Genomic DNA, 25,931 nt, shown 5'->3' with positions numbered 1-25,931 from the left:
TAAGGGTTCTCCCTTATTGAAATATGCGGTGGAAAGTAAGTTTTAGGACTTGCGGTCCACCTCAGGGCGTGTTGTTATATGGCGCTTACTTCAACTTTACATAGTCTTTATTTAATAGATAGCTTGCGAAACCAAAGTACAATGCTCCCCCCAAATATGCAACTGGGAAGTGATCAACCAAAGTAATATAAATTGTTAAAGCTATGATCGTTAAAAATGTAATTAAACATAATGCTGCCATAAGCTTACCGATAATATAAATGTTTTGAGCAAATAATTTCAAAATAAATAAAACAGCTAAACCAATAGTATTTACAACTATTATTTTTAAGTCATCTTCATATGCGAAGCCTGTATCAGGATGATAGTAAAAAATACCATGAGCAAAAAAACAGACGACTAGCATTCCCCAAAAGCCATATAATATCCATGTAGAAGAATCAAAAAACTCGCTAGTTGAATTGGGTGTAGAGAAAGAAGCTTTGTACCGATTCTGATTCAAGTGCACGCGCCTTATAACGCTTTGCTAAGCGGCTAAAAATGGCTGGCTATAATAGCGAGGAACGAGCACAGCCAGCTGTTTGTGTCCGTTTAAGCAACTTGTTATATTTTCAGGACACTAAAAAAGATGATTACAAAAATTACAGCTAATACCGAAAACAAGGGTACATCATACTTTTTGTATGGTTTAGTGCCACCTATTTTAGATAAAAATGTTAATGCTTTTGTATAGTTACTGATTCTCTTATTAGTAATAACCCCGTCCAATGAAATTTTATGAACTTTGAATTCTCTAAACTTACCACTGTAATATGTTAGATCTTCAATGAGTTCATTTTTATGCTTATTAATACTAGGTTCATTGTAAGGAATTATACGAGTTACACGGAGTTGAAAAGTACCATTTTTATTTTCCCGTATTTCTGTTTCATTCGTACCAAAGCTACACTGTAGTTTAGTAAAGCTACTTTTAAGTGTTGTTATCGTAGGGAAATCAAATATAAAAACAATTGATTGTTCACTATCCTTTTCAAATTCCAATCTTGAATTCCTACACCAGTGCTTGAGAAAATATAACAGTTTATTATGAGGATGCCATCCGCCTTTCTACAAAGACTACAAATCCCCATTAATTAATAATTAACATCGACATTACGTGATTGTTATCATTAGATCAATGACTTAAAAATATAGACTCAACTGGTTGATGTGTAAAAAGAGGATGTAATCCCGCTTTCTTGTAGAAAGAGGGATTCACCCCTAACTGAATATACAACCAGTATAAATATAAATAAATTTTAAGTTTAAGACTTCGTCATCATATATCTCAATACTTGTAATTAAATCGTAATATCAAAAGAATAATTTAAGATTAATATTAATAACTAGAAAAACACCAAGGCACTTTTCTAGTTTCAAATGTGTATTATAAATTTAATAAATAAGATTGAATAAACTGGCTTTGATTAGGTGCCTTAGGTGCAGTTTTAAATGTTAGGGTTTTGCTATTTTGACGCAATTTTAACTGATCAGTAAATTGGCATTCAATCGTATTAATATGAGCAATATCACTTTTAAAGTTTTCATCTTTTTTGCACATAGAAATCATTTCGTTAGCTACCTGTGAGCAAAACGAACCTACGGCATAAGCTTGTAAAGTTTTATCATCAATGGTTTTCCAGTCGACTGTCGTTTCTATTTTCAATCCACACTGTTTATCTATATCGCTATTAGCGGTAGTGATTTTTTCCTGTTGATACGCTAAATGCTTTTCACGATTAAAATTAGCTAACTTGGCTTGAACACCTTCATTAAGTTGTTGTTCGTATTGTGCTTTTAATTCAGCGACTAATGCAGGGTTAGACTCTTCTTTATTTCCTAAATAAGTGCCATCTCGTGTTTCTGGTATATAAAGCGTATAAGTACAACAACGATATCCTTCGCTAACACTTACTAAGCTGCGCTCTGAACCGTCATATATATATTTATAAGCGTTGTTACTGCCATGCGGTTTGTAATCAGTTAGAAATGTAATGCCATCAATTTCGTGGTTAATGCCGGTTACTTTTACTAAGGCTTGTTTTTTGTCTGTTGTTGGTGCGATAACAACATTAACACCCTCGCCCGAACTGAGTTCTATTGGGTATTTGGCTAGTTCTAAAGCAAAACTTTTAGATGATAGAAGTACACAGGCTATAAAAAATATTTTTTTCACAATAAGTCCTTTTAAGTATTTACGTTTATATTTTGTCAGTTTAACACCGTGATTATAATGAATTAACAGCCTGATGTAACAAGTGATTTTACAGATTCTTAATATTGCTATATAAGATAGTCAATTGAATAAGCTGTTCAGCTCTGTATAAATAACTAGACCTTGTATTAATTCATTAGAACTTCCAATAAGAACTCACTTTGTTTATAAATGTTATTGGGGTAAATTACACAGTTATAACTCTGATGAAAAAAAACAAAAGAATAGTGAATGGAATATTATATTGATGCTTTAAGAAAATACGCTGATTTTACCGGTAGATCTACCCGTAAAGCTTATTGGATGTATTTCTTGTTTTATGTTTTGATTATGGTGATTTTGAGCGTTATCGATTACGCTTTAGGAACTAAGGTTATCGCTAATTTATTCAGCTTCGCTATGTTAATCCCTTCTATAACAATTACAGCAAGACGCTTACACGACACTACTCGCTCGGGTTGGTGGCAATTACTATTTTTAGTGCCTTTTATTGGTATTATCGTTATGTTGTATTTTCTAATTCAAGACAGTCATGACGCTAATGATTATGGTCAAAACCCCAAGAATAATTAGCCCTTACCTTCTGTTTAAAGTTCATCACTATTTTATATTATCTTCCGTTTCTTAAGTTTGTTTTAAGTTTCATCTCATAAACTTCTCATTAATTACAATATTATGGGAAGGTATTATGAGTTTCTTATCAAATACTACAGTATCAAAATTTAGCCTGATGTTACTTTTGGGTTCTATTGTTTTTTCATCTATGGCATACAGTGAAGAAAACGATTCAGCTAAGTACAACGAACTTACAGCCTTGCTTGAACAGCATAAAGGTAAAGTTATTTACTTAGATTTTTGGGCGTCATGGTGTGTGCCGTGCAGAAAGTCATTTCCTTGGATGAACAAAATCCAAAATACCTATTCCCCAGAAAAATTTACCGTTATCAGTATTAATCTTGATAGCGATAAATCCTTAGCCGACAAGTTTCTAACTACCTTACCTGCTAGTTTCCCTGTTATTTACGATCCTAAAGGCGAGCTTGCGAAGAAGTTTCATGTAAAAGGTATGCCAAGCAGTTACCTAGCTAACCAGCAAGGAAAAGTAGTGAGTCATCAAACGGGATTTTTTACTGAAGAAAGCGCAATGTATGAAGATGAAATTAGTCAGTTACTCAATTCAACTGAAAGTGTTGCCATGGTCAAAATAAATAACACGTCTAGTAAGTCATCAGCTGCTGATAAATATTAATAACTTAGGGGTTAACATGAAAAAGTATAAACAAGCCGTCATATTAATAAGCCTTGTGGCATTAACCTCTGCGTGCAGCAGTTTAGGTGTTCAGCCATGGGAAAGAGATTTATTAGCTAAAGACGAAATGGCACTTAATTCGTCACCTATCGATGCTTCGCTTGATGATCATATTTATTTTAGTAAAGAGTCTTCAAGTGGTGGTAGAGGTTTTGCTGGTGGAGGTTGCGGATGCAATTAATTGATAACAAAAAAGCCAATAAAAATAAAGTAAACGTTGCTCAACTTCTAACAGTAGCAACTTGTACTTTATTAGGTACAACAGCTCAAGCTGAAGAACAAAAGCCATGGGAATTTGATACGGCATTAATGTATTACGGTGAAACAGACCGTGTAACTGCTTCTGAATTTATTCTAGCAGCAACTAAAGAGTTTGAAGATGAACATATTCTCAACCTAAAAGTTACGGTTGATGTATTAACCGGAGCCTCGGCTAACGGAGCTGTACCTCAAACTGAAGTACAAACATTTACACGTCCTTCTGGTAATGGTTCATTCCAAACACCAGCCAAAGAAACACCATTAGACGATACCTTTCACGACACCCGTGTTCAGCTGAACGCACAGTGGACTCAGCCTATTGCAAAAGATTACAGAGTAAGCGGTGGTGTGCATTTATCAAAAGAGTACGATTATTTGTCGTTAGGCTTAAATGGCAATATTGCGCATGATTTCAATTTAAAAAACACAACGTTATCTGCTGGTTTTGCTTATACAAACGACACAATTAGCCCTGAAGGTGGAATTCCAATTGCGTTCGAACAAATGCTTCCTCCTGTTGACGAAATCGGTGGCGGTTTAAATCGTGATGGCAGTGATGAAGATAAAACCACAATCGATTTATTGTTTGGTTTAACCCAAGTTATTAGTCGACAAACGATTATGCAATTTAATTACTCATACTCGCAGGTTGATGGTTATCAAACCGACCCATTCAAAGTGGTAAGTGTTGTAGACGATAACGGTATTGCTCAACAGCAGCTTTATGAAAACCGACCAGATACGCGTGAGAAAAACAGTATTTATTGGCAAACCAAGTATCACTTTTTGTCGGATTCAATTATTGATTTTTCATATCGCTATTTTTGGGATGATTGGGACATAACTTCGCATACAGTTGATGCTCGCTATAGATTACCATTGGGTAACCACTATATTGAACCACATATTCGATTTTACACACAAGAAGCCGCTAATTTTTATCAACCGTTTCAAAAAGGTGGCAGCGCTCTACCTGAATATATGAGTGCCGATTATCGCGTAGGAAAAATGGATGGTATTACTGTAGGTGTGAAATACGGAATACCCATGAAAGACAATACTGAGCTATCTTTCAGATTAGAGTTTTTCCAGCAATCATCTAAAAGTAATGGTGATGAATTACCTGGTGTGCTGAATGAACTCGACTTATATCCGAGTGTAGATGCTATTATTGCTCAGGTTAACTACTCGTTTTAGTAAGTATTATTAACAACGGCTTTAACTAGGTTATTTGTTATAAAACAAGCCAACGTTTGCTAATAATACGATGGCTTGTTTGCAAATACTATAAGATATAAAACATCAGCACCTCAAAGGTTTAAGGCTTAAGGCTTAAGGCTTAAAATGAAAATTTTATTAGTAGAGGACGACATTCCTCTTGCTCAAGGTTTGAAAAAATCTTTACATAATGAAAGCTATACCATTGATTGGGTTGATAAAGGTAAAGACGCACTAACCGCTATTCTTAGCAATGAGTTTGATGTAGTTATTTTAGATTTAGGTTTGCCTGATATTGATGGTTTAGATGTATTACGCGACATTAAAGAAAAGCACAAACATATTCCAGTGCTTATTTTAACGGCAAGAGATGGCGTTGAAAACAAAGTAAAAGGTTTAGATCTTGGTGCTGAAGATTACCTTGCCAAACCATTTGATATTGCAGAACTTCTCGCCAGGCTTAGAGTAATAGAAAGACGCTTAGGCACTAGCCAAGATAATATTATTGTTATCGACAATATAAAATTAGACAGCAAAGCTCAACAAGTTACGATAGATGATAAGCGTGTCGATTTTTCTCGCAGAGAATACATGATAGTTAAAGCTTTGATGGAAAATGCAGGTCGAATAAACTCAAAAGCCTTGCTTGAAAATAAACTTTACGAATGGGGAGATGAAGTGAGCAGCAACACCATAGAAGTTCACATTCACAACATTCGTAAAAAGCTGCCTAAAACATTTATTAGCACAGTAAGAGGTGTTGGTTACATTGTGAGAAAGGATTAGATGTCGATAAAAAAACAACTCATCACTCTGATTATTTCGGCAGTGGTGTTAGCTTCGTTTTTTTCTGCGCTTTATGGTTATAAAAGCACAACAAAGCAGCTCGATATTATATTCGATCAAGAATTACATTCAGTGGCCACCTTCGTTCTGGCAATGAGTAAATCGAACCAAACCTTACCTTCTACCATTGATAACACTTTTGCTTTTCAGGTATTTAAAAATGGTGTTCTCGTCAGTAAAAGTGCGCAAATGCCTTCATCTAGATTTACCGCACCATCGCAATATAATAACGAAATATTTTTTAATGGGAAAAGATGGCGCACTCACTATTTAGTTGAAAAAGTAACACTCGATACGAGCGAACAAAGCACGATTGAAGTACTAGTTGCACAACCTATGTCAGACAGAATAAAGTCTGCAGAATCTATCTTATTTGTTATTACCACTCCCCTACTTTTTGCCTTACCTTTTATTGGTTTACTCATCTTTTATATTATTAATAAAAGCTTAAAACCTTTGGTAACACTATCGCGCGAAATTAAAAACAAGAACACTGACGATTTATCAGAAATAAGCTTGAGTAAACAAACAGTTGAATTAGCGCCTGTTGTTAATCGTCTTAATCAATTGTTTGCCCGTTTATCAGACTCATTCGACCGAGAAAAGCAACTTACCGCCAATACAGCACATGAACTCCGTACACCGATTAGTGTATTAAAACTTAATGCCCATAATATTCAAAAGTCTTTCGAAAATAACAACCTAACAACTATTGAGTTTAAAGAGCTTCAACAAAATGTTGATCGTATGGCTCATGTTATTGAGCAAATTATTGCCCTTTACCGTTTTACTCCTGAAAACTTTAATCAAACAACCCAATTAGTTAATTTAGAAACCGTACTACAAGATGTGATCAGTAATAACTTCGACAATCTGTTAGCTAATCAACAAAATATTTCTTTAGAGCCCGCAGCTGAAAATACACTACAAGGTGATTATTTTGCGCTATATACCCTTTTTGAAAACTTACTTAAAAACGCAATAAAATACAGTGGAATTAAAGCTGAAATAAAAATATCGATAACCGCTAGCGAATTCTTAGAAATAGCTGTTGAAGATTCTGGGCCTGGAATAAGTGATGAAGAATTACCAAGAATTTATGAACGTTTTTATCGCGTTGATCCTCAACAATCACGTATTAAAGGTTCTGGCTTAGGTTTATCAATTGTTAAGCATATTGCGACTTTACATAATGGCGAAATAACCTGCTCGCGATCATCACTAGGTGGTTTATGTGTTAGCGTTAAATTTCCTTTAACACAGGCTGTTAATTTTTGATGTATTCTCAACCTAAAAATTTATCTACAGCATTAAAAAACATGTTAACTAACGCACTAACTGCTTTTATGTATGTTTTTTTATTTATTGCAAGTGTCTGGATAAGTTTAGCCAACGCGAAAGACGATAAAAAAATCTATCACCTATCCATTAAACATCATATTTTTACCCCAACAACTCTGACGATCCCTGCAAACGAGAAAGTAAAAATAATTATTGAAAATCATGACGATGTTGCTGAAGAATTTGAGAGCTTTGATTTAAACAGAGAAAAAGTAATTTTTGCAGGCAGAAAATCTACCATTTATGTGGGCCCCCTTCCTGAGGGTACTTACGAATATTTTGGTGAATTCCACCCTAATACGGCTAGAGGTAAGATTATTGTAGTGGAGATGAAGCCATGATAATTAATACCATTATTCTCTTTCTTCGTGACTTATTACCGCTATTTATACTTTTTGGCTATTTACATGTATTTGTAAAGCAGCAAACGTTAACTTTTTCATATCTATCGCCAGCACTTATTTTAGGAGTAATAAGCAGTTTATTATTTTTCTGGATTGTTCCACACATCAGCGAATATTACGAAGGAACGGGAATTGAAAGAACATATGTTGCTTTATTAGTTATTACATACAGTTGCTTGTTTTTAATCAACTCAACTACCTCAAAAAGTGTCTTAATATCTGGCAAAATTAAAAGCTTAATTCTAGTAGCTGCTAGCAGTTTTATTATCTTTAAAGTCAGTGCCTTTTTAATATTTTTTGATGTTTATTTTCAGCAACAAGGTAACTCAATTAATATATTGATTGGCTGCATTATTGGTTTAGGTATATGTGCCAGCTTTACGACCCTGTTTACTTTCATTTTAACTGAGCTTTTAGAGTCAAATAAAACCATCATTATTAACATTTGTTGGGCTTTATTTTTAGCTGGCCAGCTGAGCCAAATAACCATTTATTTATCACAAGTTGATTTAATTAACATTGGTCCTGCCGTTATCGACTTCAGTGCTTATATTAAAGATCAATCAGAATACGGGCATGTTTTAAAAGCGCTTATTGGCTTTGAAGAATCCCCTTCAAAACTCTTTATTTTTATCTACAGTTTTTCTTTTGCTTTGCCTTTTTTGGCTCAGATGTTTATTACTATTTTACAGAGAAGAAATCATCATGAATAACCCCATGATCACAATAAAGCATGTACTCACAGTTTTTCTACTGTTGAGTAGCATTAACGTTTTTGCCGATGGCATGGTAGTAGATAAAGTTTACCATCCCTATGTAATCGCTAATGAGCAAGAATTTGAATGGCGCTTTATGTCGAGTCAAACGCCTGACAGCAATGTTTTAGCCCAACGTTTAGGTTATGGACAATCAATACTAGAAAACTTTGCTATTGAGCTTTATGTGATTGGCGAAAGAGACGAAACAGGTGACTTCAAATTACAAGCAACTGAAGTTGAAGCAAGGTGGATGCTAACAGAGCAAGGCCAATACTGGGCAGATTGGGGCGCTGTTTTTGAATTTGAAAAACGAAGAAACACCAGCCAATACGAAGCATCAGCGGGCTTAATAGTAGAAAAAGAGTTTAATAAAAATAGCTTAACCGTAAACCTTTTTGTCATTAAAGAGTGGGGAAATAATATAGAAAATGAATGGGAAGCTGAGTTTAGATTGCAATATCGTTATCGCTACCTACCTTCTCTACAACCTTCAATTGAGATTTATACAGGTGAAGACTTTATAGGTATTGGTCCTGGCTTTATGGGTGTTAAACGCTTTAATGGACAAAAACAATTAAAATGGGAAGCTGGATTTATTACTGAAGTTGCTCATTCGGGAAAAAACCATACCCTAAGGTTTTCAATAGAATATGAGTTTTAGTTGTTAACTCAACTATAGCTCGCGGAGAATAAAAACGAGCTATAAGGGCGCACCATCAGATATTAAAATTAAAGTTAACAGCCACTTGTTTCAACAGTCACTGTAATAGCATCAAGTTCTACACTACTACCTGAAGATCCACCCGTAGCTTCTTGATAACTTACGTAACAAAGGTCATTTTCTGAATCAAAGTCTGAAGGCATAAAATAGAATGTATTCCAGTCAACTAAGCCGTACCAATCGGCATCTTCATTCGCTGAACAGCTGGTATTAATTTCTAGATCTAACCAACTAGTTAAACCTCTAGTCAATCTATTACAGCTACTAAACACTCCTGGGTAACCGGAATGCAACTCAACATCTTCACTACCATCATTATCTAAATCTAAGCCATAATTTCGCTCATCGGTAACACCTAAAATAATCGCTTTAGCGTTAATCATTTGAGCACCAGATTTAATAGTTCCAGCTAAAGCATTGACTGTTGATGCACGAGCGTCAGAAGAAAAGTCGAGAAACTTAGGGGCGGCTGTTGCAGCTAAAATACCAAGAATAACAATAACTACAACTAGCTCTATAAGAGTAAAACCTGAATTTTTATGTTTCATATAAAACTTATTTTTATTATGAAATTTTTTATAAGTAAATCATATTTATGAATTAATTTCTAATATTTATTTTAGCCAAAATATAATAATAAAAGTCTGGATAACATAGGTTTATAGTAAAAAGGATTGAACCTTGATAGAAGATCTATTTTTTAAAAGCCCTAATACAAAATTAATTTGCATAAAGACTTGACCAAAGTTAAAAATACAACCAATATAAATGATAATAGTTACCATTTAGATTTGAGGTGTTTTATGTATTGTTCAACTTTTGCTGCCATGGAAACAGCAGTAAGAAGCGGTAATAGCCCATACCAATCAAATATTATTAACTTTTACATCGTAGCCGGACTTGATCGTGCAAAAGCGATGAATAACATAGAAGATACTAAGAGTGTACATTTAAGAATTTATAACACTTTACTTAATACCATGTGCGATACTTTTATCCCACTTAATTGGCGTGAAAAGTGCCATGTTTTCCTTGTAAAAATGATGCCATTGCTTAACGCTATTTATTGTCCTAAAGAGTTTAATAGGCATAAAGATGAGCTTAATATACTGCACCAATACTTCTGCGCCCCACCACTACATAAAATAAAAACTTGTTATACCTTTGAAATAAAAAACGCACAGTCATAGCTTTTTTGTGAGTTATTTTGAGTCGATATCCAATCTAAATATCAACTTATTCGCTGTTGAATTTCGAGGTGATTTTGCTTAGCTTTAAATAAAAAAGAAGTATCGAGATTATCGATACTGCTTTGATTTTTTTATAAATCAGTTTCTATAAACTATCTACTACAAGTTGTCTATTTAGCTGATAAAAACTGAAGTACTATAGAGAAATATTAAGCTTTTAAGTTGATAATCGAATCGTCGTTATCAAAACCAAATTTTTCATTAATTTGTGCGTATATAGATTCTCTGTCTTCATCTGTTAAAGACTCATCAGCACTTTCTGCCAACTTTTCTTCAAGTAATGTGGTAACAAAATCAACTAACTCGCTAATCTCTTCAGTGCTTTGTTGTGGTGGTGGAGGCGGTGGACGACTACCTTCAGATTGACTAACACCAGCTAAATCACCAATACTTTTCGCATCAAAGCCTAACTCAGACAATGCTGCTTCAAGGCCTTGTCCTGGTTGGATACCTGCTTCTGATAAGGTTTCAACAATTGTTAATGCATCAGCTTCAGTTAAATTATCAGGATCAAACTGAGATAAAGTATCTGAAATAAGTTGTTGGTTTTCTTCTGTTAACGCTTGCTCTGTTCGAGAATCGCTACGAGGCATACTCATTTGTATGCCTGAACTTACACCACTAATCATAATATTTCCTTAATGTTTATCTTCTGCGAGGAGGTTTATGGCTATCAAATTCATCTTCATCAATAACGTCGTTACCGTCGCTATCCATTTCTGCAAAGATGGTTTCATGATCGCCCATTGGAATTTCATGTTGTGAAAACTCATCGAAACTTATTTCACCATCTTCATTTGTATCAATTGAAGCAAATGTTGGACGCTGAGGTCTTTCACCTCTTTCTTGATCGCCTTTAGCGTAAACTTGGCCAATAGAAGTAAGAAGTAAAGTTGCGATAATAATTTTATGCGGTAAAAATCTCATAGCTAAATTCCTAGAGTTATTAAAGGTGCCTAATAAGTGAATATCACTTAAGTTAAACAAAGATTAACAACGGAAAATGCAAACAATGTGCAAGAAAAAAGAAAGTTTGAAGAAATAGTAAAAAAGATGGCGGAGATAATAAGAAATAAATACTTTAAGAGTAAAAATACTTACGCTTTATCTAGGGATAAGCAAAGCTACTCAATAAGCTATTTTTTAATTTTTATTGAGTGTTGTTACATTCATTATCCCGAGTTCAGGTTAATTAGATTTAGATTAAAAATGCGCAGTTCAATATTTTAGATCTGGTTCAAGCCAGATCAGTTCAACTTAGTTAACTAGCCTATAACCAACGCCGTAAACAGATTCGATCCAATCTTTACCTTCACTAATTTCAGCAAGTTTTTTACGTAACTTTTTAATATGGCTATCGATGGTTCTGTGATTAACAATACGGCTGTCGCTGTACATGTTTTGCATTAATTGATCACGAGAGAAAATACGATCAGGCTTATCTGCCAGCATTTTCAATAGCTGAAATTCAACCGAAGTTAACACAGTGTTTTGCTGCTGAAAGCTCACTGTAATTCTGTGTTCGTCAAGAACAAGTGCATGGCTTACATTAGTTACTGTTTGTGTTCGTCTTAATACTGCACCTACTCTAGCGACAACTTCTCTAGCACTAAAGGGTTTACAAATATAATCATCAGCACCTAACTCTAGCCCAAGCACTCTATCAATCTCATCTACTTTTGCGGTTATCATTAAAATAGGTACATTAGAAAATTGGCGTATCTCTTTGCAAAGCTCAATACCATTTTTACCGGGTAGCATAATATCTAGCAGAATAGCTTTTGGCTGATGTTCTTTAACCCATGCAATAACCTCATCACCATGATTAATTTGATGAGGATCATAGTCAGAGGCTTTAAAATAATCGACTAATAGCGTCGCAAGTTTAACTTCATCTTCTACAATTAATATTGAGTGAGGCATATACTATCTCTTATCTTTAATATTGGTTAATTAAGCTAAAGGCAGCTTGATGTGAATAGCTAAGCCACCTAAATCTGATTGCATGGCGCTGATCTCACCTTGATGAGCTAATACAATGTTATAACAAATTGATAAACCTAAACCTGCACCACCTGTTTTTCGGTTTCGCGACTCATCTGTTCGATACAGGTATTCAAACAAACGCTCTAGATGTTCATCATCAACACCGACACCATTATCTTCAATGATTAGTTCTACTGTTGGTTTATCTTCATTTTTTATTAAACGAGAAGACATTTTAACCATAGAGGCTTCAGAATATTTAACGGTATTATTGAGTATGTTTTCAAAAAGTTGTAATAACCTTGTTTTGTCACCATAAATATTAATTGGTTCACTAATTAAATCTAACGTTAGATTTATACCTGCATCTGCTAAATAACTTTGATATTTATTTTGCTCGCTAATAAGTAATAAGGTTAAATTCTCATTTTGTTTACTGTATTGCATACCGCCAACATCAGCTACGGTAAGTTGATGTAAGTCATCAATCAGTTTAGCTAAATGCTTAAGTTCATCACTCGCTGAGGTGATATTTTCTTTTGTTAATGGCCTAATACCATCAAGCATAGCTTCAAGCTCTAAACCTAAAATAGCAACAGGAGTTCGGAGTTCATGAGAAATATTGGCTAACCAGCGTTTGCGTGCACTTTCGTTTTCAGCCAAGGTAAGAGCAAGCTCATTATAATCGCGGCTTAACTCACCAAACTCGTCGTCACGACGCGAATCAATGGTTTGCTTATAATCACCTTGTGTTAATCGGTTCATCCCATGCGCAATTAATTTAATTGGCTCAACTACATGGCGAGTTAAAGGTAAGGTAATAAGAATAACAAAAAGCATCATAACGAGTGCAATCACCCATAAATATTCTTGTTGTTTTTCAATGTAGTCAAGCTCATAACCTTCCGTTAATCGACTACGTTTTGAAACGGAAAAATAACCTACTATCTCTTTGTTAACTAATACAGGTACTTTGCTGTAAGTTAAGTCATCTAAATATTTACCAACAAGAAAGTCTTGGTCACGATCAAATAATGCGTAATAAACTTCAGGTGCACCAATAGGCGGACGTGAATTAGAGAGAAAGTCGTCTTCTGGTCCAAACCTGGGTTCAAAGTGATCTGATGGTGGCGGTCTATGTGGACGACGAGGTGGATTATTTCTATCTTGATCTAACCGTCTTCTTTCTTGTCCTGATGGGCGAAAATCAGAATCATCACCATTAAGCTGTTTTTGGATAAGTCGAATAAACTTACCTTGTTTACCTTTTAAAGCTGACCAATCGCCAGACTCTTTATACTCTTTTGATAGCTCGGTTATTACGGGCGATAAGCTTTCTATTTCTTTACTATTTACATAATCAACCATGCCATTACGAATACTCCACTGTATTAGTAAAACCAAAGTTGTTAACAGCACTAAGCTAAAGCAGCACTGTATTAGAAAGAATTTTTGTTGGATCTTCATAGTTAACCTGATCTCGACTTAATATATTCTTCTCTAACAACTACTTTTACTTGCTTCATCGTTAAATTTACTTGCAATAGACTAGCTATTGACGCGAAATTTGCCTTGAAGAAAGAAAAACTATCAAGTCAGAGTATAAGTTAAATTTTATTAGTAATAATTTCAATGAATTAAAAACATCTTAAACCAAGTTCAGGTTAGTTAATCTCTGAGCTGAACCTTGCAGTTTGTCTCTGCGAATTAAGAGCGTTGTACTTTCTATAGACGAATGAACAACATTGATAAGATTATAGTAACTTATGAATGTGCACTAAACGTGCAAAAGTAAAGAATCTTTATAAATGAAAAAATATTATAATTTTTTCAATAGTTTACTTATTAATATAAACGATTAAAACGACACATTATCTGTTGGTTAAAAGCTAAGTTTATATCCCTTTAACTTATGATTTATTTTTAGCTCCATATTTTTTAAAGAGTTTTTTAATTTCTAAAATTCTTTCTTCATTTTCATTATCGTGATGAATAGCACTAAATATCTCTCGTTCAAATACGGGTAAGTTTTGAATTATATGTAACTTGCCTTTTGCAACAAAAGGCTTAATCAACATATCGGGTAAATACGCTGTTCCTCCACACTCAAGCATTAAGTCTAACGCTATCCGTGCAGTACTTGTTCTCATTGCTGGAATTGAAATACCTTTAAGTTCTTTAGCATGCCAATGAATAAAGCTCGTGCCCCAATCAATCATCATATAACGTTTAACATCGGCTGGAGTTTCAACTTTACCTTTAAATGTAGTGACAGGAATTAAGGTAAACATATGTAAAGGATGTACTTTTAATTCTTTAACTTTTGGCGGATCAAATAAAATAGCGACATCTAAGGTTCGCTCAAGTAGCTGACGTGTTAATTGCTCTCGCGATAATATTTCAGCTACTAAACTGATATGAGGTTGATTATTATAAATTTTTGAAATGACATCATGTACATACACATCCCAAGTATTGGGCGTACCTGCGATAGAGATTTGCGCTATTTGTTCAGAAGATAACGACACTTCTTGCTTAGCAACACGCATAGTATTAATAAGCATTTCAGCATGAGGAACTAATTTCTCGCCTGCTAATGTTAGCTGGATATTATTTCTGGTGCGCTCTAATAAAGGCGTTCCAAAATAACTTTCTAGCTGACGGATCCTAGTACTGACGGCAGCTTGCGTAAGATACAAATTTTCAGCCGCCTTACCAAAATGGCGACACTTTTTAACTTCTAAAAAGGTTTTAAATAACTCGATATCCATTCAATATCTCTTATCGATACGATAATTATTTTTTATTTTACAGGGTAATTAGTTAGTCGCATAATCTGCGAAAAGATGTCTACTGTCAACAGAGGTTATTATGACTTTAATACACGGTTTTATTCAGGAAGGTTTATTTTACGATGACGTTAATTTTCCACGTGGGTTTAGGAAATCTGGCGACTTCAATATTTCAGAATCAGAGTTACTTACAAATGTAGGAAGACGATTAACATCGTTAGAATCAGGTAAGAGCGAGCCACAAAACGAAACAGAACAAGCTTTTGTTGATATGTGTCAGCAGCAAACCAAAGGCGAAACACAAGTTGAGTTACTGTGGCAAAAGTACAAAAAGTTTACCACTTATCGTCCTTTCCATAGTTTGAACGGTAGTACAAAAATAGCCACTGCCGAACTTGTGATGGAAGAAGAGGAAGAAGAAGTCGAAGTAGATGATGTAGAAATTGATAGTTCGATAATGGTTGACGATGAATAAATAGAATTGAGCTAATAGCTGATTAGTTAGCTCAATTTTATAAAAACTCGTTCCAAATAGTGCTAGAAACCGGACCTAAAGTGTACTGCTTTCTTTTGATGATACGAATTTCACCACTGATAGCATATTCAAGTCCGTCCGGTTTTAGCCTAATTAACTTACCTGATTTTAGCTCATCCGCTATAAAAAATTCGGGTATATAACCCCAGCCTAAACCTTCCACTAACATATTCTTAAGTGTGTAACCGTCTTTAGTTCGCCACTGTCTGCTACCTTTAAGCAGCATTAAATCATGTGTATCAATACTTAAATCACTCTCTTTAATATTAAGATGCACTTCTTTTTTCAAATCGCTAATGTTTATGCTTTTATAGTTAGGAAATAACTCTGGCGTGGCGACTAAAATAATATTAAAATTTGAAATGGGTAATGACTCTAAATCACCTAAACCATATAGAGTTGGCCACCAAGGGTTAATCGCTAAATCAATTTCTTCTTTTTTTAGTAATTCTAAAGCGCCAAATCGCGTACCACCAATTAATTCAATTTCTGTATATGGAAATTGCTCTTGGCATTGTTTTAATACCCTTAATATATGTGATATTGGACAAGTAACATCGTAACCTATGCGAATTTTAGCTTCATTACCTTTACCTAAATGTTCACCTAATGAATTTAATTGTGACGCAGATTGCATTAACTCTTTCGCTTTGTAATAAAAAGACTTTCCTGCCTCGGTAAGTGTTAATCTATAGTTATCACGGGTGAGTAATTGAAAGCCATATTCATCCTCTAACTTTTTTAACGACATAGATAATGCAGGCTGAGTTTTATGCAATTGCTCGGCAGCTTTTTTTAATGTGCCGCATTCAACGATGCAGCATAAAGTTTTAATTTGATCTAATGTCATTATTTCTACCTAAATCTTTGTTTTAGTGCTTAACTTCTAACATAACTTTTTATTTAATTGACTCATTAACTTAACAATTGATTGCGATCATAGTTTCAATGTTAACTTTAACATTAACCGACCAAACTATATCAATTTAATTGAAGATCTTAATTAATTTATATAAATATTTTTATTTACTTACAGCAGCTATAATTTAACCATCGAGAAAAACTTTATACTCGCTTAACCCTTGAGGTAACTATGTTTTTTACTGTTCATAAATCACCCTTTATAATGTTAACAATGGCTATTACGCTACTAGCTGGATGTGATAGTGCAGTGTCTGACGAAAAGTCAGCGGATCTTATACGTCCCGCTAAAATATTTACCGTTGCAGATCCTTCAACACAAGCTATTCGTAATTTCCCTGGTGAAGTAGAGGCCAATGCCGATTCAAAATTAGCCTTCAGGGTCAGTGGGCAAGTAATCGATTTTAAAGTTAAGCCAGGTACCACAGTTAAAAAAGGCGATATTATCGCGCGTTTAGATCCTAAAGATTTCGAGCTACAAATTGATGATAAACAAGCTCGATACGACCTTGCTAAGTCGAAGTTTGACCAAGCTAAGTTGTTGTTAGATCGTAAACTAGGCTCTCAAGCTGGATACGATGAAGCTAAAGCGAACTTAGGTGTTGCCCTTTCTTCATTAAAAGTAGCTAAAAGCGATTTAGAATATACAAATCTACGAGCTCCCTTTTCAGGCAATATATCAAAAGTATTTATTGAAAAGTTTGATCATATTCAAGCAAAGCAATCTATCGTGCATTTACAAACACGTGATTTAGTCGATATTTCAATTCAAATACCTGAGAATATTTTCTCTCGTATTGATAAAGATGCGACTCATAATCCGACTGTAATCTTTGACTCTCATCCTGACGAAGAGTTTTTAGCCACCATTAAAGAGTTTGATACCCAAGCAGATCCTTCAACGCTTACTTATAAAGTTGTTTTCTCGTTACCTACCCCAGAAAGCTTTAATGTATTACCGGGGATGTCGGCCAATATACGTATCGATCTTTCTCAAATTATAAAATACAACGTTAAGCAATTTATTGTTCCGGTAAGCTCTGTGTTTTCTCCAGAAGATAAAACATTAGAAAGTCATAAAAAGTTTGTTTGGAAGTTAGACCCAAATACCAACAAAGTAACGCGTGTAGAAGTTGAAGTAGGCGAATTAAAAAGTAATGGTATTCAAGTACTTTCAGGTATTACCTCAGGCGATAAAATCGTATCTGCAGGCAGTCATTTTTTAACTGAAGGCATGGAAGTTCGCCCTTGGAATCGTGAAAAGGGCTTATAAATGAAACTTACAGAGTACTCTATCAACAATAGCGTAACCAGTTGGATGTTTGCGCTTATTCTGCTTTTTGGCGGAATTGTCGCTTACAACGGTTTGGGCCGATTAGAAGATCCTGAATTCACCTTAAAAATGGCTATGGTAACCACTAGCTATCCCGGAGCTTCGCCTAGCCAGGTCGAAGAAGAAGTTAGCTATCCTATCGAAAATGCAATTCAGCAACTGCCCTATGTAAAATTTGTTACCTCTATTTCAAGCGCTGGCTTTTCTCAAATTGTTGTAGAGATGAAACCTAACTATCGCAAAGATGATTTGAAACAGATTTGGGATGAGTTAAGACGAAAAATTAACGATCTAAAACCTCAGCTCCCACCCGGTGTAAATACGCCTACTGTTATTGACGACTTTGGTGATGTGTTTGGTGTATTACTTGCAATCAGTGGAGATGGTTATAGTTACGAAGAACTAAAAGATTACTCAGACTATTTACGCCGTGAACTAGTATTAATGAAAGGCGTAGGTAAAGTGAGTGTTGCGGGCGAACAACAAGAACAAATCGTTGTTGAAATTACGCGCAATAAACTTGCAGCTTTAGGTATTTCATCAAGCCGAATATACCAATTATTACAAACTCAAAACCAAGTATCTAATTCAGGGCGAGTTAAAATTGGAACTGAATACATTCGCTTGCACCCTACTGGCGAATTTCAAACGGTAAAAGAATTAGAAGGTTTGATCATATCTAACCCTGGCGCTTCTGAGCTAGTTTATTTGGGTGATGTGGCAACCATTAGTCGAGACTATGCCGAAGTTCCATTCAACATTACCAACTACAACAATAAGCAAGCCTTACTGCTAGGAGTATCTTTTGCTTCTGGTGTTAATGTTGTTGATATAGGTAAACATATTGAAGAAAGAATTAAAGAACTAGAAAGCTTTCGCCCCATTGGTTTAGAGGTAGCTAACGTTTATAACCAACCTGCTGAAGTTGATAATTCTATGCAAAACTTCATGGTAAGTTTAGTAGAAGCTATCACTATTGTTATTGCAGTGTTGCTAATATTTATGGGTGTAAAAACCGGCATACTCATTGGCATCATATTATTGTTAACAGTACTCGGCACTTTCATCTTCATGAACCTGTTTAGTATCGATTTACAACGTATATCATTAGGTGCTCTTATAATTGCGCTAGGGATGCTGGTGGATAACGCCATTGTTGTCACCGAAGGTATTCTCATCGGTATGAAAAAAGGTCAAACCAAACTTCAGGCCTCGTTAAGCATTACATCACAAACCAACTTACCGCTTTTAGGTGCTACCGTTATTGCGATTGCTGCTTTTGCACCAATTGGTTTATCGTCTGACGCGACAGGTGAATTTGCCGGTAGTCTATTTTGGGTGCTACTTATTTCGTTGTTATTAAGCTGGGTTACTGCTATTACACTAACCCCTTTCTTTGCCAACATTATGTTTAAAGAAACGGTGCAAAAAGATAACAATGCTGATGGCTCATCTGAACAAAATCAGTCGAATGAAGACCCATACAAAGGTGCTATATTTACTGGATACAAAGCAATATTAACCCTTTCAATGAAACACAGAGCAATCACCTTATTAATGATGTTAGCTTTATTTGTTGTATCGGTTATTGGCTTTGGGCAGGTAAAACAGTCGTTCTTCCCTAAATCGAATACCCCAATGTTTTATTTAGATTACTGGCGCTTTCAAGGTTCAGATATTAGAGAAACACAAAAAGATATTGAGTCGATACAAGCGTATTTGTTGAAGCAAGATAACGTGACTCAAATAACCTCTACCGTTGGCCGAGGTGCACCTCGCTTTATGCTAACTTACGCGCCAGAAAAGTCCTATGCAGCTTTTGGTCAGCTTATTATTAGAGTTGAAAACAGGGAAGCCTTACCTGAAGTTATGGTGAATATTCGCACTTATGTTAGCAATAATTATCCGCAAGCTCAGTTTAAAGTTAAGGCGATGGAAATAGGCCCAACCACCGATGCTAAAATTGAAGCTCGATTCTCAGGCCCAGATCCTGATGTGCTAAGAAACTTAGCTATGCAAGCCTCTGAGGTATTAAAAACTGACGGAAAAGCCTTTAATATTCGACATGATTGGCGCGAACGTACCAAAGTTATTCGTCCGCAATTTAACGAAGCCATGGGTCGTAGAGTTGGTGTAACTAAGCATGATATTGATGAGCTTTTACTTACTAACTTCTCAGGGCAACAAGTAGGCTTGTATCGTGAAGGTACTAAGTTATTGCCTATTGTGGCTCGTGCACCAAAAGAAGAACGTTTAAACATAGATACCCTGCCTGAACTGCAAGTTTATAGCGCTTCATCGGGTAAACATGTACCTATTACCCAAGTCATAAATGGTTTTGAAACCGACTGGGAAGATTCGCTGATCATGCGACGTGATAGAAAACGCACTATCACAGTAATGGCAGATCACGATGTACTGGGTGATGAAACCGCAGCGAGTTTATTTAGCCGAGTTAAAGCGCCTATCGAAGACATATCATTACCTCAAGGTTATTCTTTTGAATGGGGTGGAGAATATGAGTCATCTAAAAATGCTCAAGCTGCATTATTTGGTGGGCTACCTTTAGGTTACTTAGTGATGTTTGCGATTACCGTATTATTGTTTAACTCAATTAAAGCCCCGCTGGTTATTTGGGCAACTGTACCGTTGGCATTAATTGGTGTATCTACAGGTTTATTAGTGATGGGCGCACCATTTAGCTTTATGGCTTTATTAGGCTTGTTAAGCTTGTCAGGTATGTTAATTAAAAATGGTATTGTACTCGTTGACCAAATCAATTTAGAGCTATCTGAAGGTAAAGAACCTTACAATGCCGTATTTGACTCAGCAGTTAGTCGCGTACGACCTGTTGCTATGGCAGCAATTACAACTATTTTAGGTATGATACCGTTATTGTTTGATGTGTTTTTTGAATCGATGGCAGTAACGATCATGTTTGGTTTAGGCTTCGCAACCATCCTCACCTTAATTGTTGTACCTGTGTTATTTACAGTGTTGTATAAAATTAAGTTTATTCCTAAAACGTAAAGTTTTGAGCTTGATTTAAAATTGAATTAGAAAGCCTGTGATAACACAGGCTTTTTTATGTTTGAAGGTTTTAAGCAATAAATATTTTTAAACGATAATTTATTTATTAACACCAAAAAAACCATCATCTCACCATAATCAAACTGTCATCTTACATAAATACACTAGGGTCTGTTGAACTTTTGAGGTTGGTTTTACAGCAAGGTATTTGATATTTAGACAAGGCAGAGTATGTGACGTGTAGCAGGCTACTCGGACAGACAATAACGCCCTGTCTGTCCAAAGTTAGGTATACCAAACACATACTGCCCTTTGGGTTCATTTAACCCTGAAAGATCAACAGACCTTAAGTTTTTTATCCGCTAAAAATATATGTAGAAGCATACAAAGGAGTAATAATGGTGCGTTCCATTACACGAAGAGATTTTCTTGTCCTATCAGCAAAAGGTGTCGGTGCTGCCGTAATCTCTCACGGACTTATGGGGTGTGGTAGTAGTAATAATAGTGCCGCTAATATTGGTGTTAACTTTGTTCATGGTGTTGCAAGTGGTGATCCTCTTGCCGATGCAGTAATTATCTGGACACGAATCACTCCTCAATCTGAAGGTATTTTTACAGTATCTTGGGAGATAGCGACTGACGAAGCCTTTTCAACATTAATTACAACTGGAAATACAACGACAAGTGCAGAAAGTGACTATACCGTTAAGGTAGATGCTATAGGCTTAGCTGCTGGTACAACGTATTATTATCGATTTATTTGTAATGACATAGTCTCTGTTGTTGGCAAAACAAAAACCTTAGTTAGTGGTTCACCTAGTTCAGTTAAGCTTGCAGTTATGTCTTGTAGTAATTATCCAACAGGACATTTTAATGTTTATCATTTAGCAGCTCAGCAAAATGATTTAGATGCAGTCGTACACTTGGGTGATTATATTTATGAATATGCTAGAACTGAATATGGTAGTGACAATGCAGAGCAACTAAATCGTCAAGTATTACCAGCAACAGAGTTATTCAGTTTGAGCGATTATCGAACTCGTTATGCACAATATAGAACAGATGAAAATTTACAATTACTGCATATGCTTGTCCCTTTTATTACAGTTTGGGATGATCATGAAGTAGCTAACGATACTTGGCGTAATGGCGCAGAAAATCATACTGATGACGAAGGCAGTTTTGAAGAGAGAAAGTTAGCTGCTCTACAAGCTTATTTCGAATGGTTACCAATACGCCCTTGGAGCGAAGGTAATTATGAGGAAATATATCGTAGTTTTTCTTTTGGTGATCTGGTGGATTTACATATGCTAGATACACGCGTATTAGCTCGCGATGAACAAATGTCATTCACCGGATATTTCGATTCAGCAACAAACGAGTTTAATGAGTCTGATTATAATAACGATTTATATCATAGTGATCGCACCATGCTAGGTGTTGAACAGTTGCAATGGCTTGAAGACAAAGTAACAGCGAGTGACAGTCGTTGGCAGGTTTTAGGCCAGCAAGTGCTAATGGGTGAAATGAAGCTCCCTGGTGCAGTTGCATTAGGTGTGATGAGTACAACTGATTATGCTGAACTTGGTGCTCTTGCTGCATTAGCAACTCGTTATGCAAATGGCGACACCAGCTTAACATCTGATGAAATAGACTACGTTATTGCTAATTCAAATAAGCTAACCAGTGAAGTGATTGCACAGTTATCTCTTCCTTACTTACCATATAACTTAGACGCTTGGGATGGTTATGCTGGAGAAAGAGATAAAATTTTAGATATTTTTAATTCAGCATCTAAAAATCTGGTTGTTCTAGCAGGAGATACACACAACGCATGGGCAAGTGAATTATCTAATAATGAAGGCACAATCGTTGGCTATGAATTAGCAACATCATCGGTAACATCGCCAGGGCTTGAGTATTATTTAGGTTTAACTGATGAAACAGCGGCAAGTACCGAAGCCGGACTTGTTTATTTAATTGAAGGACTAAAGTACGCTAATTTAACAGATCGAGGGTTTCTCACGGTAACCTTCACTCCAACGGAAACACAAGCCGAGTGGCATTTTGTCGATAATATTCTATCAAGTGAATATAGCGAACTAAATTCTCGCAAGGCAAGTGCAACTATAGAAATTGATAGTTCAGGATTAACACTCAGTTAAAGTGAAAAGATAAATAACAGACGGTAGCTTAAAACGAAAATTACAGAAATACATTTGTTCAATTGTACTCGCTCAGATAGATCTGTAATTACAATATCTTTTTATTACAATTAGTTAGTAGAACATTTCACTTTAGGTTTGTGACTTGTTCTACTAATATACAAAGCTATCTTGAGAGGAATAGAATTTACGACTTTGTCTTCTTTCTTTCAGTTGGTGATTCAACAGCTGTTTCTGAGGCGATAATACGCGCTTTACCTTTAGCTATTCTCTTCTTTTTTGCGCTTACATTTGCTGAAACTATTGTGCTAATAATCTTTGCTGATTTTTGCGTAGGATTAAAAGTGATTTCAATAATTTTACCGTTATGCTCAATCACATCTCCGCGGCGAATTTTTTTACGCTTTTGAACAGTAACTTTTTTATTTACTAAAACCTGACCTTCACTGATCATAGTTTTTGCTTCGCCGGCACTGTCAGCCAGATTTGATATTTTAAGTAACTTAAAAAGTTCTATGGGTTCAACACAAATGTCGAAAGTAGAGTGTTCAGACATGAAATAGCCTAGTAATTTTAAATAATATTATCGCTAAATTATAACAGGTATCCCATCAAACTCATATTAAGAGTGCTTTATAATACTAAGCTGAGATGGGTGTTAAGGATTTAATGCGGACATATCTAACACTTTAGCGGTTAGATAGTGTGGATGAACACTTTAAGCATAGCTTTGTTCGAAAATAAATTATCCACTTATACTCGCTAGTCAACCTAAGTTCAGATGAGAAATGGTCTAAGAATAAGACCATTTTATCTTCTTATAAACCAGTCACAGTCATAAGTACAAATTGCTATTTAACCTGAACTCTGGATGATGGGTTTTGTAATGCATTGATTTTCAATACTTTATAAGTAAATTATTGCAACACCATTTGTTTAAATGATTTATTACTCTCCTAATGTTGGAATTTAATTCTATAACAAGGCATTTTTCTTGACTAATAGCTGGCTATTAGCAATAAAAATAACGACGTTAGAGGGTTAAATAACAATATTAGGCATAACTGCTTATCCAGAGTTCAGGTTAGTTATAAACTCAACATCTTCTTTTTTAGTCTTGCTAAATCAATCGCGTTTGAACGAACAGTAAGCTTAATATGAGTCGCTTCGTAATCTTCTTTAGTGACACTCATGCTCGATCGAATTTCACCTATTATGCCTTTAGCGGTATAAGGAACAATGATCTCGTCTTCAATCATCTCATCTTGCGCAACAGAAATAATATATTGATGTAATTTACTTACATCCAGCGGATTACGGGTTGATGTCATCATTGCATCAGGAAACTCTTGCATCAGTGCTTGTTGTTGCTCTGGATCAAGTTGATCGGACTTATTCAGTACCAATAACTTTTTACTATCTTCAACACCCACTTCTCCCAGTACTTGATGTACCACATCGAGTTGCGCACGAAAAGAAGGATCAGAGGCATCTACAACATATAACAACAATGAAGCATCTTTAGCTTCTGCCAAGGTTGAATGAAATGAAGCAACCAAATCATGCGGTAACTTTTTAATAAAACCTACGGTATCTGACACCAGTATTCTTGGTTGAGTAGCAGGATATAAGGCGCGAACTGTGGTATCGAGTGTCGCAAACAATTTGTTTTCACCTTCAACATCACTGCCTGTAATAGCTCGCATCATAGATGATTTACCGGCATTGGTATAACCCACTAAGGCAACACAAAAAAGCTCAGAACGTTGTGTACGTCGGCCTTTCATTTCATGTTGAACGCTAACTAATTCGCGCTTAAGGTTTGCAAGTTGATCACGAACAGCTCGACGGTTTAGCTCTAGGTTCGTTTCGCCTGCACCTTTACCCATTTGACGATCTCTATCGCCAGACGATGTCTCACGAAGGCGCGGTGCGACATAATTAAGCCGAGCAATTTCCACTTGTAACTTTGCAGTTTTCGTACGGGCATGACGGCTAAATATTTCAATAATAATGCCGGTACGATCAAATACTTCTACACCTAATTGATTCTCTACATTGCGCAGTTGAGATGGACTTAAATCACAATCAAATACAACAACATCTGCACAAGCAAACGGTAAGTTTTCTGACTGAATATCAAAAGATCCTGCTTGCTCAGCTATTTCTTCTGGTAATTCTTCATCAATTTCTGCCTCTTCAACTAAACCTTTGTTACCTGTTAAATGAGCTATTTCAGCCAGCTTTCCTTCACCGAGTACATTTACTTTTTTAGTCGAACTTTGCTTCTGAGATTGTGAGCCTACAACTTTAAAACCTAAAGTTGTGACTAAGCGTGCAAGCTCTTTAAGTGACTCGGCCGCCTCTTCACCTTTAAAGTCAGGTGTGCATATAGAAATAAGTAAAGCGTTGGTCAATGATGGTTTTGCCGTTAGTTGCATATTTATGGTGTTAATGCACTTGATGTGCAAACCTAGGTTATATCTGAATTAGCTTGATCCTACGCTGTTATAGCTTGGCTTTATAGGGCAATAGCAGACTAATGCAGATATTAAGGTGTTTAATGGGCTTTTAGGTTCAATTAGGCGGGTTTTATGATGATTTGTATAAAATTAATGTCAGCTTTATTCAGAAGCTGACATTAAATAACCTGAACTCGGCTTAATATATTCTTCTCTAACAGCTACTTTTACTTGCTTCATCGTTAAATTTACTTGCAATAGGCTAGCTATTGACGCGAAATTTGCCTTGAAGAAAGAAAAGCTATCAAGCTAGAGTACAAGTTAAATTTTATTAGTCATCATTTC

26 protein-coding genes are annotated in these 25,931 nt (G+C 35.5%); 14 read left to right on the top strand and 12 right to left on the bottom strand.

What is annotated here, in order from left to right; all coding sequences use genetic code 11:
* Positions 1-85: 85 nt before the first annotated feature.
* The 3 genes from Q5N69_RS16880 to Q5N69_RS16870 all read right to left on the bottom strand — a co-directional run bounded on the left by Q5N69_RS16880 (position 86) and on the right by Q5N69_RS16870 (position 2,215).
* Positions 86-502, bottom strand: a complete 417-nt coding sequence (locus Q5N69_RS16880; protein ID WP_304370257.1) for a hypothetical protein — start codon at positions 500-502, stop codon at positions 86-88.
* 101 nt (positions 503-603) lie between these two features.
* On the bottom strand, positions 604-1,041 hold the full coding sequence (locus Q5N69_RS16875; RefSeq protein WP_304370256.1) for a hypothetical protein: 438 nt from the start codon (positions 1,039-1,041) through the stop codon (positions 604-606).
* Between the two features lie 385 nt (positions 1,042-1,426).
* Positions 1,427-2,215, bottom strand: coding sequence for a hypothetical protein (locus Q5N69_RS16870; protein ID WP_304370255.1), 789 nt, complete (start codon positions 2,213-2,215; stop codon positions 1,427-1,429).
* A gap of 270 nt (positions 2,216-2,485) precedes the next feature.
* On the opposite strand from Q5N69_RS16870, the gene Q5N69_RS16865 reads away from it, so the two are divergent.
* The 9 genes from Q5N69_RS16865 to Q5N69_RS16825 all read left to right on the top strand — a co-directional run bounded on the left by Q5N69_RS16865 (position 2,486) and on the right by Q5N69_RS16825 (position 9,052).
* Entirely contained in the window at positions 2,486-2,827 is a 342-nt protein-coding gene (locus Q5N69_RS16865) for a DUF805 domain-containing protein (RefSeq protein WP_304370254.1), read from the top strand.
* Between the two features lie 115 nt (positions 2,828-2,942).
* Positions 2,943-3,503 carry a TlpA disulfide reductase family protein gene (locus Q5N69_RS16860; RefSeq protein ID WP_304370253.1) on the top strand — a complete coding sequence of 187 codons (561 nt, stop codon included), beginning with the start codon at positions 2,943-2,945 and terminating at the stop codon, positions 3,501-3,503.
* A gap of 16 nt (positions 3,504-3,519) precedes the next feature.
* Positions 3,520-3,744, top strand: coding sequence for a DUF4266 domain-containing protein (locus Q5N69_RS16855; protein ID WP_304370252.1), 225 nt, complete (start codon positions 3,520-3,522; stop codon positions 3,742-3,744).
* A complete protein-coding gene (locus Q5N69_RS16850) occupies positions 3,735-5,021 on the top strand; it encodes a DUF3570 domain-containing protein (protein ID WP_304370251.1) in 1,287 nt (428 codons plus the stop codon). Before Q5N69_RS16855 ends, Q5N69_RS16850 begins: the two co-directional genes overlap by 10 nt.
* 147 nt (positions 5,022-5,168) lie before the next feature.
* Positions 5,169-5,828 carry a response regulator gene (locus Q5N69_RS16845; protein ID WP_304370250.1) on the top strand — a complete coding sequence of 220 codons (660 nt, stop codon included), beginning with the start codon at positions 5,169-5,171 and terminating at the stop codon, positions 5,826-5,828.
* Positions 5,829-7,166 (top strand): ATP-binding protein, encoded by a 1,338-nt coding sequence (locus Q5N69_RS16840; protein WP_304370249.1) that lies wholly within the window; start codon positions 5,829-5,831, stop codon positions 7,164-7,166.
* On the top strand, positions 7,166-7,570 hold the full coding sequence (locus Q5N69_RS16835; protein ID WP_304370259.1) for a cupredoxin domain-containing protein: 405 nt from the start codon (positions 7,166-7,168) through the stop codon (positions 7,568-7,570). The genes Q5N69_RS16840 and Q5N69_RS16835 overlap by 1 nt, the downstream gene beginning before the upstream one ends.
* The gene (locus tag Q5N69_RS16830; protein WP_304370248.1) at positions 7,567-8,346 is read left to right on the top strand and encodes a hypothetical protein; all 780 of its coding nucleotides are present in this window, start codon (positions 7,567-7,569) and stop codon (positions 8,344-8,346) included. The genes Q5N69_RS16835 and Q5N69_RS16830 overlap by 4 nt, the downstream gene beginning before the upstream one ends.
* Positions 8,347-8,350: 4 nt before the next feature.
* Entirely contained in the window at positions 8,351-9,052 is a 702-nt protein-coding gene (locus tag Q5N69_RS16825; RefSeq protein ID WP_304370258.1) for a hypothetical protein, read from the top strand.
* 74 nt (positions 9,053-9,126) lie between these two features.
* On the opposite strand, the gene Q5N69_RS16820 is transcribed toward Q5N69_RS16825, so the two are convergent.
* The gene (locus Q5N69_RS16820; protein ID WP_304370247.1) at positions 9,127-9,660 is read right to left on the bottom strand and encodes a Tfp pilus assembly protein FimT/FimU; all 534 of its coding nucleotides are present in this window, start codon (positions 9,658-9,660) and stop codon (positions 9,127-9,129) included.
* A 255-nt stretch (positions 9,661-9,915) separates the two neighbouring features.
* On the opposite strand from Q5N69_RS16820, the gene Q5N69_RS16815 reads away from it, so the two are divergent.
* Entirely contained in the window at positions 9,916-10,302 is a 387-nt protein-coding gene (locus Q5N69_RS16815) for a hypothetical protein (RefSeq protein WP_304370246.1), read from the top strand.
* Between the two features lie 209 nt (positions 10,303-10,511).
* Here Q5N69_RS16815 and Q5N69_RS16810 read toward each other — a convergent pair whose 3' ends face one another.
* The 5 genes from Q5N69_RS16810 to Q5N69_RS16790 all read right to left on the bottom strand — a co-directional run bounded on the left by Q5N69_RS16810 (position 10,512) and on the right by Q5N69_RS16790 (position 15,119).
* Positions 10,512-10,991, bottom strand: coding sequence for a hypothetical protein (locus Q5N69_RS16810; protein WP_304370245.1), 480 nt, complete (start codon positions 10,989-10,991; stop codon positions 10,512-10,514).
* 16 nt (positions 10,992-11,007) lie between these two features.
* Positions 11,008-11,289 carry an EF-hand domain-containing protein gene (locus tag Q5N69_RS16805; RefSeq protein WP_304370244.1) on the bottom strand — a complete coding sequence of 94 codons (282 nt, stop codon included), beginning with the start codon at positions 11,287-11,289 and terminating at the stop codon, positions 11,008-11,010.
* A gap of 330 nt (positions 11,290-11,619) precedes the next feature.
* Entirely contained in the window at positions 11,620-12,285 is a 666-nt protein-coding gene (locus Q5N69_RS16800; RefSeq protein WP_304370243.1) for a response regulator, read from the bottom strand.
* A gap of 30 nt (positions 12,286-12,315) precedes the next feature.
* Positions 12,316-13,815 carry an ATP-binding protein gene (locus tag Q5N69_RS16795; protein WP_304370242.1) on the bottom strand — a complete coding sequence of 500 codons (1,500 nt, stop codon included), beginning with the start codon at positions 13,813-13,815 and terminating at the stop codon, positions 12,316-12,318.
* Positions 13,816-14,258: 443 nt separating this feature from the next.
* A complete protein-coding gene (locus Q5N69_RS16790; protein WP_304370241.1) occupies positions 14,259-15,119 on the bottom strand; it encodes a LysR family transcriptional regulator in 861 nt (286 codons plus the stop codon).
* 100 nt (positions 15,120-15,219) lie between these two features.
* On the opposite strand from Q5N69_RS16790, the gene maoP reads away from it, so the two are divergent.
* Positions 15,220-15,615: a DUF413 domain-containing protein gene (maoP, locus tag Q5N69_RS16785; protein WP_304370240.1), complete on the top strand. Its 396-nt coding sequence runs from the start codon at positions 15,220-15,222 to the stop codon at positions 15,613-15,615.
* A gap of 37 nt (positions 15,616-15,652) precedes the next feature.
* On the opposite strand, the gene Q5N69_RS16780 is transcribed toward maoP, so the two are convergent.
* Complete coding sequence (locus tag Q5N69_RS16780; protein ID WP_304370239.1) at positions 15,653-16,525, bottom strand: LysR family transcriptional regulator; 873 nt, start codon at positions 16,523-16,525, stop codon at positions 15,653-15,655.
* 285 nt (positions 16,526-16,810) lie between these two features.
* Between Q5N69_RS16780 and Q5N69_RS16775 the strand changes: the two genes are divergently transcribed.
* The 3 genes from Q5N69_RS16775 to Q5N69_RS16765 all read left to right on the top strand — a co-directional run bounded on the left by Q5N69_RS16775 (position 16,811) and on the right by Q5N69_RS16765 (position 23,124).
* Positions 16,811-17,869, top strand: a complete 1,059-nt coding sequence (locus Q5N69_RS16775; RefSeq protein WP_304370238.1) for an efflux RND transporter periplasmic adaptor subunit — start codon at positions 16,811-16,813, stop codon at positions 17,867-17,869.
* Positions 17,870-20,959: an efflux RND transporter permease subunit gene (locus Q5N69_RS16770; protein WP_304370237.1), complete on the top strand. Its 3,090-nt coding sequence runs from the start codon at positions 17,870-17,872 to the stop codon at positions 20,957-20,959.
* Positions 20,960-21,357: 398 nt separating this feature from the next.
* Positions 21,358-23,124: an alkaline phosphatase gene (locus Q5N69_RS16765; RefSeq protein WP_304370236.1), complete on the top strand. Its 1,767-nt coding sequence runs from the start codon at positions 21,358-21,360 to the stop codon at positions 23,122-23,124.
* 187 nt (positions 23,125-23,311) lie between these two features.
* Here the strand turns inward: Q5N69_RS16765 and Q5N69_RS16760 are convergent, their stop codons facing one another.
* Complete coding sequence (locus Q5N69_RS16760) at positions 23,312-23,680, bottom strand: RNA-binding S4 domain-containing protein (protein WP_304370235.1); 369 nt, start codon at positions 23,678-23,680, stop codon at positions 23,312-23,314.
* Between the two features lie 532 nt (positions 23,681-24,212).
* Positions 24,213-25,565: a GTPase HflX gene (gene hflX / locus Q5N69_RS16755; RefSeq protein WP_304370234.1), complete on the bottom strand. Its 1,353-nt coding sequence runs from the start codon at positions 25,563-25,565 to the stop codon at positions 24,213-24,215.
* Positions 25,566-25,931: the final 366 nt, after the last annotated feature.

Origin of the sequence: Pseudocolwellia sp. AS88, assembly GCF_030551755.1 — a bacterium.
Classification (GTDB): domain Bacteria; phylum Pseudomonadota; class Gammaproteobacteria; order Enterobacterales; family Alteromonadaceae; genus Pseudocolwellia.
Note: the sequence above shows the minus strand (reverse complement) of the source record. Positions and strands in the feature narration are given on the sequence as shown.